General features: G+C 44.0%; 19 protein-coding genes, 1 tRNA gene and 2 other annotated features. Of the genes, 10 read left to right on the top strand and 10 right to left on the bottom strand.

All coding sequences use genetic code 11. The annotated features are described in order from the left end of the window. Window positions 1–70 precede the first annotated feature (70 nt). Complete coding sequence (gene lexA, locus CPZ25_RS03445; RefSeq protein WP_096919871.1) at window positions 71–712, top strand: transcriptional repressor LexA; 642 nt, start codon at window positions 71–73, stop codon at window positions 710–712. Between the two features lie 47 nt (window positions 713–759). On the opposite strand, the gene CPZ25_RS03450 is transcribed toward lexA, so the two are convergent. From CPZ25_RS03450 to infC, 10 genes are all read right to left on the bottom strand, one after another. Continuing rightward, on the bottom strand, window positions 760–1,344 hold the full coding sequence (locus CPZ25_RS03450) for a cell division protein ZapA (protein ID WP_243129337.1): 585 nt from the start codon (window positions 1,342–1,344) through the stop codon (window positions 760–762). Between the two features lie 97 nt (window positions 1,345–1,441). Then, window positions 1,442–2,335, bottom strand: coding sequence for a DNA-processing protein DprA (locus CPZ25_RS03455; protein ID WP_167495148.1), 894 nt, complete (start codon window positions 2,333–2,335; stop codon window positions 1,442–1,444). Between the two features lie 172 nt (window positions 2,336–2,507). Next, a complete protein-coding gene (gene pheT, locus CPZ25_RS03460) occupies window positions 2,508–4,892 on the bottom strand; it encodes a phenylalanine--tRNA ligase subunit beta (protein WP_096919869.1) in 2,385 nt (794 codons plus the stop codon). A gap of 12 nt (window positions 4,893–4,904) precedes the next feature. Next, the gene (gene pheS, locus CPZ25_RS03465) at window positions 4,905–5,927 is read right to left on the bottom strand and encodes a phenylalanine--tRNA ligase subunit alpha (protein WP_096919868.1); all 1,023 of its coding nucleotides are present in this window, start codon (window positions 5,925–5,927) and stop codon (window positions 4,905–4,907) included. 76 nt (window positions 5,928–6,003) lie between these two features. Then, window positions 6,004–6,235, bottom strand: a binding site (T-box leader). A gap of 12 nt (window positions 6,236–6,247) precedes the next feature. Then, entirely contained in the window at window positions 6,248–7,084 is an 837-nt protein-coding gene (locus CPZ25_RS03470) for a TrmH family RNA methyltransferase (RefSeq protein ID WP_167495149.1), read from the bottom strand. A 1-nt stretch (window position 7,085) separates the two neighbouring features. Then, on the bottom strand, window positions 7,086–7,754 hold the full coding sequence (locus CPZ25_RS03475; protein WP_096919866.1) for a potassium channel family protein: 669 nt from the start codon (window positions 7,752–7,754) through the stop codon (window positions 7,086–7,088). A 12-nt stretch (window positions 7,755–7,766) separates the two neighbouring features. Beyond that, window positions 7,767–9,149, bottom strand: coding sequence for a TrkH family potassium uptake protein (locus CPZ25_RS03480; RefSeq protein ID WP_096919865.1), 1,383 nt, complete (start codon window positions 9,147–9,149; stop codon window positions 7,767–7,769). A 182-nt stretch (window positions 9,150–9,331) separates the two neighbouring features. Continuing rightward, window positions 9,332–9,688 carry a 50S ribosomal protein L20 gene (rplT, locus tag CPZ25_RS03485; RefSeq protein ID WP_013380522.1) on the bottom strand — a complete coding sequence of 119 codons (357 nt, stop codon included), beginning with the start codon at window positions 9,686–9,688 and terminating at the stop codon, window positions 9,332–9,334. Between the two features lie 24 nt (window positions 9,689–9,712). Further along, complete coding sequence (gene rpmI / locus CPZ25_RS03490; RefSeq protein ID WP_013380523.1) at window positions 9,713–9,907, bottom strand: 50S ribosomal protein L35; 195 nt, start codon at window positions 9,905–9,907, stop codon at window positions 9,713–9,715. An 89-nt stretch (window positions 9,908–9,996) separates the two neighbouring features. After that, window positions 9,997–10,572, bottom strand: a complete 576-nt coding sequence (gene infC / locus CPZ25_RS03495) for a translation initiation factor IF-3 (protein WP_052237152.1) — start codon at window positions 10,570–10,572, stop codon at window positions 9,997–9,999. Continuing rightward, window positions 10,547–10,665: a sequence feature (ribosomal protein L20 leader region), on the bottom strand. It overlaps the preceding gene by 26 nt. Before the next feature lie 115 nt (window positions 10,666–10,780). On the opposite strand from infC, the gene CPZ25_RS03500 reads away from it, so the two are divergent. From CPZ25_RS03500 to CPZ25_RS03530, 9 genes are all read left to right on the top strand, one after another. Beyond that, the gene (locus tag CPZ25_RS03500) at window positions 10,781–10,993 is read left to right on the top strand and encodes a hypothetical protein (protein WP_096919864.1); all 213 of its coding nucleotides are present in this window, start codon (window positions 10,781–10,783) and stop codon (window positions 10,991–10,993) included. Then, complete coding sequence (locus CPZ25_RS03505; RefSeq protein ID WP_096919863.1) at window positions 10,986–11,168, top strand: hypothetical protein; 183 nt, start codon at window positions 10,986–10,988, stop codon at window positions 11,166–11,168. The genes CPZ25_RS03500 and CPZ25_RS03505 overlap by 8 nt, the downstream gene beginning before the upstream one ends. After that, window positions 11,165–11,416 carry a hypothetical protein gene (locus CPZ25_RS03510; protein WP_090410689.1) on the top strand — a complete coding sequence of 84 codons (252 nt, stop codon included), beginning with the start codon at window positions 11,165–11,167 and terminating at the stop codon, window positions 11,414–11,416. The genes CPZ25_RS03505 and CPZ25_RS03510 overlap by 4 nt, the downstream gene beginning before the upstream one ends. A 250-nt stretch (window positions 11,417–11,666) precedes the next feature. After that, window positions 11,667–11,828 carry a hypothetical protein gene (locus CPZ25_RS20340; protein ID WP_167495150.1) on the top strand — a complete coding sequence of 54 codons (162 nt, stop codon included), beginning with the start codon at window positions 11,667–11,669 and terminating at the stop codon, window positions 11,826–11,828. 16 nt (window positions 11,829–11,844) lie between these two features. After that, window positions 11,845–12,024: a hypothetical protein gene (locus CPZ25_RS03515; RefSeq protein WP_096919862.1), complete on the top strand. Its 180-nt coding sequence runs from the start codon at window positions 11,845–11,847 to the stop codon at window positions 12,022–12,024. Between the two features lie 70 nt (window positions 12,025–12,094). After that, a tRNA-OTHER gene (locus CPZ25_RS20345) sits at window positions 12,095–12,178 on the top strand. 237 nt (window positions 12,179–12,415) lie between these two features. Then, window positions 12,416–13,870 carry a hypothetical protein gene (locus CPZ25_RS03520; protein ID WP_096919861.1) on the top strand — a complete coding sequence of 485 codons (1,455 nt, stop codon included), beginning with the start codon at window positions 12,416–12,418 and terminating at the stop codon, window positions 13,868–13,870. A gap of 10 nt (window positions 13,871–13,880) precedes the next feature. Further along, entirely contained in the window at window positions 13,881–14,138 is a 258-nt protein-coding gene (locus tag CPZ25_RS03525; protein WP_096919860.1) for a hypothetical protein, read from the top strand. After that, the gene (locus CPZ25_RS03530) at window positions 14,138–14,932 is read left to right on the top strand and encodes a zonular occludens toxin domain-containing protein (protein ID WP_096919859.1); all 795 of its coding nucleotides are present in this window, start codon (window positions 14,138–14,140) and stop codon (window positions 14,930–14,932) included. The genes CPZ25_RS03525 and CPZ25_RS03530 overlap by 1 nt, the downstream gene beginning before the upstream one ends. Window positions 14,933–15,401: the final 469 nt, after the last annotated feature.

Raw genomic sequence — 15,401 nt, forward strand, 5'->3', positions numbered from 1 at the left:
TTGAGAACAAATGTTTACTTTTGTTTTCTTTTATGTTATAATAAACCCAACAAACTTGGGGGTATCAAAAATGTACGAAGATTTAACCGAAAAACAAAAACAAATATTAGAATTTATAAAAAAACAGACAAGAGAATGTGGGTATCCGCCTTCTGTCCGTGAAATATGCGAGGCTGTGGGCTTTAAATCCACGTCGTCAGTGCACTCTCACCTTAAAACACTTGAGCAGCGTTCTTATATTCGACGAACATCACTCAAAACACGTGCCATTGATGTTATTAACAAAGATGACGAGGATGGTCTTGAAAACTTTCAGACTGACCGGGAGATGGTCACACTCCCGCTGCTCGGTAAAATCACTGCTGGTGATCCTATCCTGGCAGCTGAGGATATCATGGATCAGATTCCCCTTCCCCTTAGCTTTGTCGGAACCGGTGAACACTTTCTGTTAAGAGTTAAAGGCACCAGTATGATCAACGCGGGAATCTTGGACGGGGACGACATTATCGTCAAAAAACAGAACACTGCCAACGACGGCGATATCGTCGTAGCCTTTTTACTCGAAAATGAAGAGGCAACCGTTAAAACCTTCTACCGTGATCAGGATATCGTTATCCTGAAGCCTCAAAACCCAAATTTTGAACCGAGAGAGCTCAAGGATACCGATGTTCAGATTCTGGGCCGTGTAACTGGGCTTCTCCGCAAGATGTAAAACCATAAAAAGAAACCTCCAGCCCAAAACTGGAGGTTTTAGTTTTATTATTCCGGACGTTCTGGCGAATCTTCTGGTTCCATATCCGTCTGAAGTGTATCCTGGTCAATGGCTTCAGGATTTTTTTTGTTTGCCTTAACCAGTTCAATTTGGCTTTCAAACAGCTGATTTTGGAGATCAAGAATCGCCTTACGGTTAGATTCACTTTCAATTTTAGCCTGTTTCAGATGTTCACGATATTGATTGAGCAGCTCATTCTTTTCTTCAATTTCTTTTTGGAGCTGTTCCTTCTCCTCGACAAGCTGAAGCTTACTTTCTTTAAGTTCATTGATTTCTTCGCCAGCAGTCTTTAACTCATCCTTTACCAGATTAATGTTATTGGCTTCTTCCTCCTGCTTACGCTCAGCAATAAGCACATCCTTTTTAGCTTCAAATAAAAGCTCCGTGATGTTCATACAGCCAAGAATTGCAATGCGGATGTGGTTGGTGAAAGGATTGCGTTCCTTAACCTTTGTCAGTTCATCGTTAACAAAGGTTGCGATCTCGCGGATATAATCCTCACTTTCCCCAGCTTTTACAGAAAAATCATTCTCTAAGATGCGAAGTTCGACAACTTTTTTTTCTTCAGGCAATTAACTTACCTCCTGTATATAAAAATTAATTAGTTCTCTTTCTATCATTATAAGTAATCTTGTAAGAAATTTCAAATAAAATATTAAAATATTACAATTATTGTCGATTTTTAAGGATAAATTGCTTAATTTCTTCCATATTGCCAACTTGATACGCAATTCCCTCCTCGGTCATGGCATCATAACCATCGACATCGGAATTGACAATGGCATCATCGGCATAAATCGGCTTTCCATAGGTATGGGCAAAATGCAGCGTATGAAGCGTCCCGCTGTTTCGGGCAAATTCAGATACCAGCACAAAATTAGAAGCTGCAGCCTGAAGCCGGTCTCTTTCAATAAACATATAAGCATTCGAAGTGGACAAAGGCGAAAATTCACTGATGATACAGCCTCCCCCTGCTATGATACGTTCTGCCAGCTCCATATTTTCGCGAGGTGTAATGGCCATTAAATTTGACGGTAAAAAGGCAACGGTTTTTCCCCCTGCCTTCAGGCAGCCGAGATGTGCTGCAGTGTCACAGCCAAGAGCCAGTCCGCTGACAACGGTATAGCCCTGTTCCGCCAGGCTTTTACCGCAGTTATAGGCAAAATGATAGCCAATATCTGACGGTACCCGGGTGCCGATAACAGCGGCTCTGTTCATATTGGCAAGAGACGACAGATCGCCTTTATAATAGATCAGATCCGGACCATCCTCAAAAAGCAACGCCTTTGGAAAATCCTCAGAATAAGAATTAATCATCTTGATATGATTTTCTTCACAGCATTTTAAAATCTCATCTGCACGCTTTCGGGCATCCAAAAAGGTACCGATCGTACTGTTTCGTGAAAAAACATTCAAGGATATACCGATTTCAACCAGTTCTAAAAGATGGTAGTCTGCCGGATTATCAACGGATTTTAAAATGGTTTTCACTTTCTTGCGGCCGATGCCTTTTAGCTGGCAAAGCGCTATAATACTGCGGTTTAAATCGTTCTTATTCATCATTCTCTTCCCTTCTATTGCTAAGGCAGACGAAGGTGCTGCCTGGTATTTAAATTTCATGCATTAAGACCGGGGCTTGTCAGCCCCGGTAAATTCCTGTAAATAGATCTTTATATAATCTTAACGCGATTCGCAAAATCTTTATACGATCTTAACACACTCCTATTATACCATATTAATCCCTTAATTGGGCATTAAATCCATTTTTAAGGTCAGATAAAATTTCGTCCATTACTGGATTGATGTCATCATCTGTCAACGTTCTTTCAGGATGGCGGAATAAAATCGAATAAGCCAGACTCTTCTTGCCCTTTTCGATCTGTTCGCCCTGGTATACATCAAAAAGCTCGACATTTTCCATAATACCCGTATCGTGGGCTTTGATAGTCGCCTCAATTTTTGAAGCCGGCACATCCTCATCCAGGACAAGAGCGATGTCTCTTGAGGAACCAGGATACTTGGGCATTTCAACAAATTTAGTGGCGTCCTGCTGTAATCCGGCCATTACGTCAAAGTCCAGCTCACAGGCGTATGTGCGTTTCGGCAGATCATAGTTTTTGACAACCAACGGATGGATCTCCCCTATCTGTCCAACGAGGGTATCCCCCACTCTTATCTGCGCCTTTCTGCCTGGGTGATAGAGGTCTGGTCCCGCCAGAACGAAGTCGTAGTCAGCAATACCCGAACGGTCAAGCAGGAGCTCAACAACGCCCTTAATATCAAAATAGTCGGTATTTCCATAGGAAGAAATGACCAGGTGCTTGCGCTCAATGGGCAGTTCATCCTTATTCGGGTTTTTATGGTAGGTTTGGGCAAATTCAAAGAAACGGCCCTGTGGATTTTTACGGTTATGGTTTAAACTCACCACTTCCAGCTGGTGACCGACCAGCGTGTTGCGCATAATGCTGTTTTCCTCGCCGAGTGGGTTGATAAGCGGAACCAGCTCGTCACCGCAGTCCATATTTAAAGCGTTGATACGGTTGACACTGGTGAAAGAAGTGGTAAGGGTCTGATAGTATCCAGCGCCTACCAGCAGACTCTGAAGCATATCCTGGTATTTCTGTTTAACAGTCTTTCCGCCAACGAGGGTGGTTCCGCCCATAATGGTGCTTGGAATCCTGTTATAGCCGTAAATTCGCGCGACCTCTTCCGCCAGGTCTTCACGAATTTCAAGATCCTGTCGGTAGTCGGGTACTTTGACAACCAGATTGCCCTTTCCCTTATTTTCAACGGTCAGGAACAGTCTTTCAAAAATACGGATGATTTCATCTTCAGAGAGATCAATACCGATGAAACGGTTGATCCAGTCCACGTTCACAGCGACCTCATGTGGCTCTTCTGGTTTGTGGTAGACATCAATCATCCCCTCCAGAACATCGCAGGCACCGATCAGATCAAACAGATAGGTTGCACGCAGAGCTGCGGTTTCAGCAAGACCTGGATAGATGCCCTTTTCATAGCGTCCAGAAGCCTCCGTACGCATGCCAAGCTTCTTAGATGTCAAACGGATGCTGGTTTTGTCAAAACAGGCGGATTCAAGAACAACATACTCCGTATTTTCTGTAATTTCTGAGTTAGCGCCCCCCATAATCCCAGCGACAGCCACAGGGTATTTTCCGTTGGTGATCATCATCATGGATTCATCAATATCACGTTCTTTGTCATCCAGTGTGACAACAGTCTTTTCCTTATTGCCGGTTTTAACCACAATCTCGTCAGAATTAAGGCTCTTGTAATCAAAGGCGTGAAGCGGCTGTCCAAGCTCTAACATGACGTAATTTGTCACGTCGACAATATTGTTAATCGGGCGGACGCCACTGTTTAAAAGCTTAAGCTGCATCCACAGCGGAGAGGGCTCAATTTTTTTAACCTTGAACATTTTAGCCACATAGCGCGGGCATAGCTCGGTTTCGACTTTAACACTCAGATAATCGGCAATTTGGTTTTGAGTTTCTTTTTTATCATAGAGTTTAACCGGAGCCACTGCCTCGTCAAGCGCTGCCGCAGCTTCACGCGCAATGCCATAAATGGACTGGCAGTCTCCGCGGTTGGCCGTTAATTCCACCTCGATGATGCTGTCATCAATCCAGAGCAGATCACGCACCTCAACACCCAGCTCCGTATTTTCAGGCAGAATATAGATACCATTTTTAATTTCAGGGGTAAACAGATCTGTATTCATCCCCAGCTCTTCAACAGAGCACATCATGCCATAGGACATAATGCCGCGGAAATCGGTACGGCTCATTTTATGCCCACCGGCTACCACTGAGTTTTCTACGGCAACCGGGACAACCGCCCCTTCAAAAACATTGGTCGCACTGGTGACAATGGTCAAGGGAGACGCAGCTGCCACATCAATCTGGCAGACAACCAGCTTATCAGCATCAGGATGCTTTTCAATTTTAACAATCTTACCAGTGATAACGCCGGAAACTTCATCCGAAATGGGATCGATGGTTTCCACCTTTGTGCCAGACATTGTCAGGATATCCCCGAAAGTTTTGGGGTCCTGTTCAATTTTTACATATTCTTTTAACCAGTTGAGTGATACTAACATATGGGGCTCCTCCTATTTGAATTGTGTCAGAAAACGCATGTCGTTTTCGAAAAGCAGACGTAAGTCGTTAATTCCGTATTTGGTCATGGCCACTCGTTCAAGGCCCATACCGAAAGCAAATCCACTGTAAACCTCTGGATCAATGCCGCAGTGGCGCAGTACATTAGGATGCACCATCCCACAACCTAAAAGCTCGATCCAGCCGCTATTGCCGCACACTTTACAGCCTGCGCCCCCACATTTAAAACAGGTTACATCCATTTCCGCACTGGGCTCGGTGAAATAGAATTGGTGAGGACGGAATTTTGTCTGAACATTTTCACCGAAAAGCTTTTTGGCAAACATATCCAGGGTTCCTTTTAAATCAGCCATTGTGATACCTTTGTCAATGACAAGACCTTCCATCTGGTGGAATACCGGTGAATGGGTCGCATCGATTTCGTCAGCTCGATAAACGCGTCCTGGTGAGATAACACGCAGTGGCGGCTTTTCATCCATCATAACGCGCACCTGAACCGGTGAAGTCTGCGTTCTTAAAACCACCTCATCATTGTAATAGAAGGTCTCCTGCAAATCTCTGGCTGAATGCTCCTGAGGCATGTTAAGATAATCAAAATTATATTTAGACCATTCGATTTCGGGTCCTTCGGCAATGGAAAAGCCCATACCCAGGAAGATTTCTTCCAGATCATTGATGATGATATTTAAAGGGTGCAGGTTGCCTTCTGATGGTTTTTTGCCAGGCAGAGAGACATCCAGTTTTTCCTTTTCGATGGCAGCCATCATTTCTGCTGTTTCCAACGCTTCCTTTTTTCCGGCCAGTCCGGTTTCAATCTCTTCCCGAACCTCATTAGCCAGCTTGCCAATAACCGGGCGCTCTTCCTTTGAAAGCTTGCCCATTCCTTTTAAAGCCGCGGTTAAAACACCTTTTTTACCAAGATATTTTACGCGGATGTCATCAAGCGATTTCATATCGCTGACAGTTTTCAGATCTTCCAAACAATTTTCTCTGATGCGATTTAATTCCTCTTGCATTTTTATCTCCTTCTTCATAATAACAATTTTATCGGATCGCGGCTGCAAACTAAAAAAGCCCTTCATGCAAAAATGCATAAAGGACGAATAGTTTCCGCGGTACCACCTTTGTTGCCGCAACCCATTTGGCGCGGCCCCTCACGTATAACGTCACGTTGACGTTGACCACTACAAGCACCACGTGCCTTGGCAGCCAAAACTCAGGAGGGAACTTCAGTAGCACTGTTCACCAAAACCCTCTCAGCCGCCGGGGTTTTCTCTCTGTAAGTGAGCGGCGTGCCGCCTACTTTCTCCATCATCGTCTTTATCTTATTCTTTTTTTATTCGTGCATCGCTCGTGCGATATCATACATCAAAATACCTGCAGCTACCGAAACATTTAAAGATTCAGCATGTCCGTACATGGGCAGCTTGTATAAGTCATCACACAGGTCCGCCATACCCTTTGACATACCCTTTGACTCATTGCCAAGAATAATGCCCACAGCTTTCTGTGCAGCCAGAGAAGCAGACAGACTGGTTTTTCCCTGAAGGGAGGTTCCGATCATACGTGTACCCTGCTCCTTCAGAAAAAGCACCGTCTCTTCAAGGGCACAGGTTTGTAGCACCGGCAAGTGAAACACCGACCCCATGGCTCCGCGCAGGACTTTTTCATTGTATATGTCTGCGGTTTTTGATGAGCAGATAATGCCGTCAAAGCCAGCGGCATCCGCTGTACGTATTATGGTTCCAACATTGCCCGGATCCTGCACATCATCTAATATAACATAACTCAGACATTTTTTCCCGTTTTTTTTGCATTTTTTTTCAAAAACTTTTTCAGAGGCATCAAATTTATGTGCCGTACATAAAATACCTTCCGGCATTTTCAAAGCCGACATGGCATCAAAGACGCCGGTATCAACGGTGAAAACCGGGATCCCCGTGTCTTTCAGGCGTTTAAAAGCTGACTTTACAGTCTCTTCAGCGCCCTCAATCCACTGCGGCGTTACAAAAACCGCAGTGATCGCCACCTTCCAGGCTTCAGCCTCCATGAAAAGCTTGGTCCCTTCCAGAATAAACTGTTTCTCGCGGTCTCTGTTTTTTTTCTGTTTTAGCTTGATAACATTCTTAACTGCTGTATTTTGGCGTGATGTAATTAATTCTTGGGCCATCATTTTAATTTCCAGCCTGATAGAGACGAGTAACATCATTAATATCTGCATTATCTCCGATTACGACCAGCTTGTCGCCGGCCCGGATAACATCCGTCGCCACCGGAGAAACATTCAAATGATCCTGCGACCGGATCGCAATGATATTAAGCCCGTACTTTGTACGCATATCCAGTGATTCCAGGGCCTGGTTTTCCCATTTATGCAAAGCGTCAACCTCAACAATCGAATGGTCTGTATCCAGCTCCAGTGCATCGATAAAATCACCGGAATAAAGGCTGTGGCCGACGCGTTCCCCCATATCACGCTCTGGTGAAAAGACCTTTTTAACCCCCAGTTTGAGCAGAACCTTTTCGTGCTGGGCATTGTTGGCTTTTCCATAAATTTCCTGAATCCCAAGCTCCTGCGCATTGACAACCCCCATGATACTGCTGTTGATATCAGAGGTAATAGAGATAATGACCGCGTCCACATTTTTTAATCCGATAGACTTCAGAGCATTAATATCCGAAACGTCGGCCTGCACAGCATAGGTGACATAGTTGGCAATATTCTGCACCTTTTCTTCATTTTTATCAACAACGATCACGTTTGATCCCAACTCACTCAAAGTGATGGCGAGCGCTTCGCCAAAACGGCCAAGCCCCAGAATAGCAAACTGTTTTTCTTTCAATTTATGCTCCTTTTAACCAATCAAGACATTGCCTTCAGGCAGCTTGAACTGGCCTTTATTCTCAAGTTCTTTTCTTTCTTTTCTCGTAATAACATAAGCGATCGTGAGCGGACCGACACGTCCGATAAACATTGTAATAATCAACGCAACCTTGCTGAGCGCATGTAAGTGCGGTGTTAAATCACAGGTAAGCCCAACGGTAGAGTAGGCTGAAAACACCTCAAAGGTAACGGCCATTGGGTCAGCGCCGGGTTCGCAGACCATCAAAACCATAATGATAACAATAATGATGGAAATGCCGATGGTCAGCACACATGCTGCCCGCTTAATGGTAATCTCCGGAATACGACGTTTAAAACAGGTGACATCCTTCCGGCCCATCAGCTCAGTAAACAATGTGATAGCCATCATGGCCACGGCTGTCGTTTTAACCCCGCCTGCCGTCGATCCGGGTGAGCCGCCGATAAACATCAGCACAATCGTCAGCACTTTGGAAACCGGGTTGAGCCCTGTCTGGCTAATGGTGTTGGAACCGGCTGTACGCGGCGTTACAGACTGATAAAAGGCGGCATAAATTTTCCCATACCATGGCAGATTCCCCATGGTTTCAGGGTTAGCATGCTCAAAAATATAAAAAAGCACAGCACCGCCCACTACCAAAATAGCGGTGATGCTTAAAACAATTTTAGAGTGCATGCTCAGTCGTCTGGTTGTCCGATAACTGACGATTTCACTGGTAACCGCAAAACCCAGACCGCCGACGACAATAAGCGCACAGACCGTAAAATTCAACAAAAAGTTATTGGTATATCCTGTAAAGCTCTGAAAGCCGCCGATCAAGTCAAAACCGCCGTTACAGAACGAGGAGATCGAATGCCAGATACCAAAATAAATACCTTTCCCCAATCCGTAATCCGGAACAAAAACAAAGGACAGCAACAGCGCGCCGACCCCCTCAATCACCAGGCAGGAAAAGACTATGTATTTAGTGAATTTCACAACCCCCTGTACCCTGTCTGAATTGACAGAGGATTGGATGAGCAGACGGTTTTTAATCGTAATGCGTTTACCCGCCAATACGAAAAAAATAGTCATCAAAGACATGAAGCCGAGACCACCGATTTGAATTAAAAGAATAATGACAATCTGACCAAACAACGACCAGTAGGTCCCAGTATCCACTACTACCAATCCTGTAACACATACGCTGGAGGTCGCTGTAAATAAACAGTTCAGAAATCCCGGACTCTGACCGGAGGCACTGGAGACTGGCAGGTTCAGAATCACTGCCCCCAGAAATATCACTGCCGCAAAGCCGAACATCAGAATTTCGGCTGGAGAACGGTGCCGCATAAAGGTAGTCATGCGGCCACCTTTTTTAACAATGTTTATCATTTGTCTGCTCCAAGTAAATATTTTATTTGCTTTCACCTATTGTACCATTCTGTCAAAAAAAAGCAAGATCGTTTACTGCAACTAATACCTTCCTAAAGGAGATTATTACCCAACAAGGTGAAAATATCACATAAAAAAAACTTCCCAAGGACTGAGAAGTTTTTTGTCTTGGTTCTTAAAGCTTAAGCCTGATGTGCTTTTGCAACATCAACTAATTTTGCGAATGCATTAATGTCATTCATTGCTAAATCAGCTAAGATCTTACGGTCCATTTCAACGCCAGCCTGTTTCAGGCCAAACATGAATTTGCTGTAGCTTAAACCATACATACGGGCACCTGCATTGATACGGGTGATCCATAATCTTCTGAAATTTCTTTTCTTTTCTTTACGACCTCTGTAAGAAGAACGAAGTGCACGCATAACTGCTTCGTTCGCTGGTCTGTATAACTTGCTTTTAGCACCATAATAGCCTTTTGCAAGTTTTAATACTTTTTTATGCTTCTTTTTGGCGTTAACGCCTTTTTTAATTCTAGCCATTAAAATTTTCCTCCTTGCTCACTATTATTTCATTAACATTTTTTTGACAACTTTTGCGTCACTTGGTACTAAGTAACCAGCTTTTCTAAGATTTCTCTTTCTCTTCTGGCTTTTCTTATTTAAGATATGGCTTTTGTAAGCCTTAGCGCGTTTGATCACACCTGATTTTTTCACTTTGAAGCGCTTAGCAGCACCACGATGGGATTTCATTTTTGGCATAGTCGATTCCTCCTCCCTATCTTCGTCAACTTATTTTTTATTTTATTTATATAATGAAGTATAACAAGTTATACCATTATAGGCTTAGCTTACTTATCCTTTTTAGGGGATAAGAACATGACCATGCTGCGGCCTTCCATTTTTGGTGGCTTGTCAACCGTACCATAATCAGTTACACGTTCAGCGAAGTCAAGTAAAACACCCCTACCCTGATCCGTATAAGCCATCTCACGGCCTCTGAAACGGATGGATACTTTGACACGATTGCCCTGTTCTAAGAACTTAATGCAGTTTTTGACTTTAACCATGATGTCGTGTTCCTCAACCCGTACAGACATACGGATTTCTTTGATAACAACCGCTTTCTGGTTTTTCTTTGCTTCTTTAACACGCCGCATTTCTTCATAACGGAATTTACCGTAGTCCAGAATTTTGCAGACCGGCGGCTTCGCGTTAGGAGAAACCTTAACGAGATCCAGACTCTTTTCGTCTGCCATTTTTTGTGCTTCTTTTGTCGGCATAACGCCCAGCATTTCTCCGTTTGCATCAATTACGCGGACTTCACGATCACGGATTTCCTCGTTAATCTCGTGTTGAACTTCTCTTGCTATAGTAATACACCTCCATTTATAGGAATTTATTAAAACAAAAATGCAGGTAGACATAGTCCACCTGCATTAAACAATCAATTACTTAAATTGCTATGAACCCGCCTTGCTAGAAGACCAGGTGAGAAGTGGACACCTCTGCTTTGTTTGCTTAATTAGTATATAGCAACTATAAATAATTGTCAAGCTCTTTTTAAAATTAATCCAGAACCTTGAGTTGTAAAATAAAACGCATAGAACAAATGAACTTTAGGAGGTCGAAAAAGTGAATTGTAAGTGTGAGATGACAAAGGATCAACAAACAAAATTAATAGATCTAATTATATCTTATGGTAAAGACTGTTTTCGCTTAGGTATAAGCGGTTTTGGTGATAATCTTGATACCGCATTAAGTGAAGAGATGATGTCTTTTTATGTGATATCTGATTATCTTGATTCCCTCAAGATAATCTCTGCTGAAGGTGATGTACATGACTGACGTAGACTATCAGGCACTTGCTGACCAGATTCTGACCTATGGTATTCTGTGTCAGACCCACGGCGCAACCAATGATTATTTTGTGTTTTTAAAAGAAGCGCTCCTGTACAATGAAATTTTAGAGGCGCTTTGTAAATATACTATCAAAAAAGAAGAAAAGGAGAAAAACGTATGACAGAATATGCAATTGTAGGTGTAAAAATGGTGGATTTTAAGGACAAGGAAGGCAACGCCATTAAAGGCGCATCCCTTTACATTGTCTCAAAAGACAAGAGTGTGATTGGCATGAAAGCCCAGAAAATCTGGTTGAATGAAGACATCTGTGACATGCTTGATTTTGATCTGACAAAATCCGTTAACCAGAAGCTTCATGTATTTTTCAATGAATACGGCAAAGTTGCCGACATTCAATTGATCGCATAACATGGCCGCGGATATTATGATTCAATACGAGCTTGTGATCTCCGGTTTACTGTTTGGCGGTATCCTTGCTCTGATTGTGGCCATTGAATGGAGTAAAATACATTGAATGCAGAATTGTTTATCTTTTTTATCCAGGGGATGGGCCTAGGCTTTACCTTTGGAATTGGTGTTTGGTTGTTCGCTTTTGCGCTCCGTGCTCCACTGGTAGCGTTTAAGAAAGCAATAAGTTAAAGAGAAAGGAGAACCGCTTATGTCAAGTGAAACCCTTACTGGTATTCAGGGCATTTTTACCACTGCGGCCACCCAGATGGGCGGCATGATGGTGCCCGTCTTAACCGCTGGCGTCGCAATCGCCATCGGTATTCTGGCTTTTACCATTGGTAAAAAGCTGCTCAAAAAATCTGTATCTTAAAGAAAGGAGTTAACACATGCCTACTGTTTTAGAAGAAACTCCATCCATGATTGATAGCATCAGCGCGATTTTCACCGGCGCTGCCAGTCAGATGGGCGGTATGATGGTACCGGTCTTAACCGCCGGTGTCGCTGTTGCCATTGGTATTCTGGCTTTTACCATTGGTAAGAAACTGCTGAAAAAGTCTGTAAACTAGGAATAATCTTTAATCCCCCAGCCTGTCGGCCTTCCTCTTAGGTTGGCTGTCAGGCTTTCTTATTGCACATGGGAAGGTAGCTTAAGTGGTAAAGTCTGGCGCGCGCGTAACAAGATTCACTCAGGGTTTGCCGGTTCGAATCCGGCCCTTCTCGTTTAGGTTTTATAATATAAAGACTACAACTATTACGGCTGTTAATTCAAGTAAGGCTGTTGTTATTTTTGCTATATCTATGTATTTTTTAGATACATTCTTTTGCTTTTTCTTAATGATGTAGTCAATTAAAAACATAGATAATAAAATAAAAAAACATATTCTTGTTTTAGTAAGCCCGTCCATTATATACACCCCTTTTTATTTTTAATAATAGCATGTTTTAAGGAGGTTATCAATGGAAATGAACATTGATAAAAGATTTATTTATAAAGTGCTTGTACTTTTTTTGTGCGTGTATTTAGCTTTAATGCCTGCATTTAGTTACAAGAAAGTACACGCGGCTTTATCAGATAAATTTTATAATTTTTTAAGAATTTCTACAACGCTTATAATCGGCTTACAATCTGTGGGTTTTATTGGTGACACCACCCTAACCCCCGAAAACCTAACCAACATCTACAACAAAGCTGACGAATACCTACACCAAAACTTTGGCACCGAACTGGAATACGCCGAAGCCCTCCGCCAGGTCGATCAGCTCGGCCTTGACATTGCCTCCGGTCAAATTTTTGTCCCCGGCAATTACAGCGGTAAGCTCTGGTATTCGTTTTTGAATGCGGTAAAGGATGTATTATGGTCTGATTCGTATAATGTACCATCAAATGAACAGTTTTTAGGAGTATATGATTCTTACTGTTTTTCATTTTATGGTCTTAATGGTGGTGAAGGTATAAATATTTATAATGATGCGTGTTTTCCACTTACTACTCCTGGTTGGCAATATGATAGCGATGGTCCAGTTCTTCTGAATCGAAATTTGTTTAAACCGGGTCAAACAGCCATTAAAGGTTATAAAAGACTCGGTTATATTCATCTTTATCAGTCTGATTCGCTTATAAATCGCGCAGATTTGTGGGCAGAGCCTGGCAGTTATAGCAGGGTTGTCATGAATTTTTATACTGGTTCCGATCCTAAATACTTGCCAATTTATCAATCTTTTTTTACAGGTGAATCCAGTAATACACAATATGTCCCCAATATAACCGCCAAAACCGCCAACAAAGTAAAACTCCCCACCCGTCTGCCGCCATCCGTGATCAACAACATTAACAATTATATCGACAACAGCACCGAGAACTTAATCATCGCCCCCACCGCCGATGAGCTCCCCACCCTCCCGGATAACTACAATCCGAACACCGATGACCCGCCTGATTTTCCCGGTTACGAGGACGTTACGCCCGACCAGGAGCCCACGCCCACACCGACACCGACCCCAGAGCCAACACCCGAACCCACAACGCCGCCCGATTATGACGGTTCAAGCTGGATTAAACCGATCGGCGATTTCTTCGCAGGCTTGCTATCTTTTTTAAAGGATGCTCTGATTCCTACTCAAACCGTGGATTTTTCGCCGCTTCAAAACATGGGCGCGGATGTCTCCGGCAAGTTCCCGTTCTCCCTGCCCGGTGATATTGGAAAGCTCTTCGGTGTGCTCAACGCCGAGCCCATCCGGCCCCACTTTGAAATGGACTTCGATTTATCAAAAGTCGGGATTCCCGGCGAACCCATCCACTGGGACTTAAACGTGGAACAATGGGACAATGGCGCAGCCGTGGTCAAGACCGCCCTGTACATCGCCTTTCTGATCGGTCTGGTTTTCATTACAAAGCAGTTTATGCAGAATTGAGGTTTTAAAGATGATTGCAGATTTTTTTATTATGATTATCAATTTCTTTATCTGGCTGATCGCCTCCGTGGTCACCCTGATTACCGCGATCCTGCCTGAAGATCCTTTTCAGACCGTTGATCTGTCCCTCCCTGTTGAGATTGTCGGCTATATGAACTGGTGTTTTCCGTTCTCCCTGATCGTTGAAACCCTCGCCGTCTGGGGCATGGCCATGATCGCCTGGTTTGGCATCTCAATTTTATTACGTATCTTTAAGGTGGTGGAATAATGATTAAATGTTATACCGGCGTCCCCGGCGCCGGGAAGTCCCTGCATTCCATGCGCTTGATTGTCGCTTACCTTCGGGCCGGAAAAAACGTCATCGCCAACTTTCCGGTGAAGATTAATGACATCAAAAAGAACACCGGACACTTTTTCTACGTACCCAACAAAGATTTAAGCGTGCCCTATCTACGCACCTTCTGTAAGATGCTCCACGAAGAGGACCGGGAGAACCAGACCCTGCTAATGATTGATGAAGCGTCCGTAAAATTCAACTGCCGGAACTTCAACGACAAAGACCGCATGCCCTTTCTGGAATTCTTCCCCCAGCACCGCAAGTACGGTTTTGAGATCGTGCTGATCTCCCAGAATATGCGCCAAATCGACCGCCAGATAAGAGACCTGATCGAAATTGAAGTAATTCACCGGAAGTTAAACAACTTCTCCCTGTGGGCCATCCTGCCCTTTCCGCTGTTCGTGGCCATCGAGCGTAACAACGCCATCAAGGCCAAGAACGACCATGAGTTTTTTCTGTATTCCAAGAAAGTAGGTAACCTGTATGATACGTTTTATGACTTTACTGAACCGGACCGCATCCGTGATCTTGAGTTGGTTAAAAATGCTGTTCTAGCCTCCGAAATCCCGCTTCACACGGACGATAGGCCCACCCTGCGTGGGCGCCTGCACGGTACGGGGAAGGGGACGCGAAAGCGGGGCCCCGCCCCGGGCCGCGCGGACGCCCCACAGGCCGACCTTACCGCCAACGTGAACGCCCTTTTCGAGGACGATGAGGACGATTAACTTTAACAGGAATACTCATTAAAACAGGGGCATTCCTGCCAATCTAAACGCCGCCAGGCGTAACCACTGTTCGCGGAAAAACCGGACAAGGTCAAAATCCGATGTCTGCGGGCTGTTATTTTTGCGCCCAGAATCCGAACCGGACTGCGCGCCCTAATGACTAAAAAAGAAAGAGAGTGTAAAAATGAACGCTTTTGATTACTGCCTTTGGCTTGCTGATTGCTTCGGCCGTCGTAGAGTGTCGATATCCAGAAGTTAAAGCCTACTCGCAGGAAGAGAATAAAATAACCTGTGAGTGCTCCTGCTGTCACTGCAATAGTGCCCCAGGAACGTCAGAAAATTAACAATCGCCCGCAAGTGTGCTAAGGTTAGTATTACCCTTAGCACACTTCTGTGACCTGTGACAAGCAACCATCAAACGGCCAGCTTTAGCCGTTTCTAAAAAGTCGCAACCTTTGTGACAAGTGTG

The sequence above is a fragment of the Eubacterium maltosivorans genome, assembly GCF_002441855.2.
Taxonomy (GTDB): Bacteria; Bacillota; Clostridia; order Eubacteriales; family Eubacteriaceae; genus Eubacterium; species Eubacterium maltosivorans.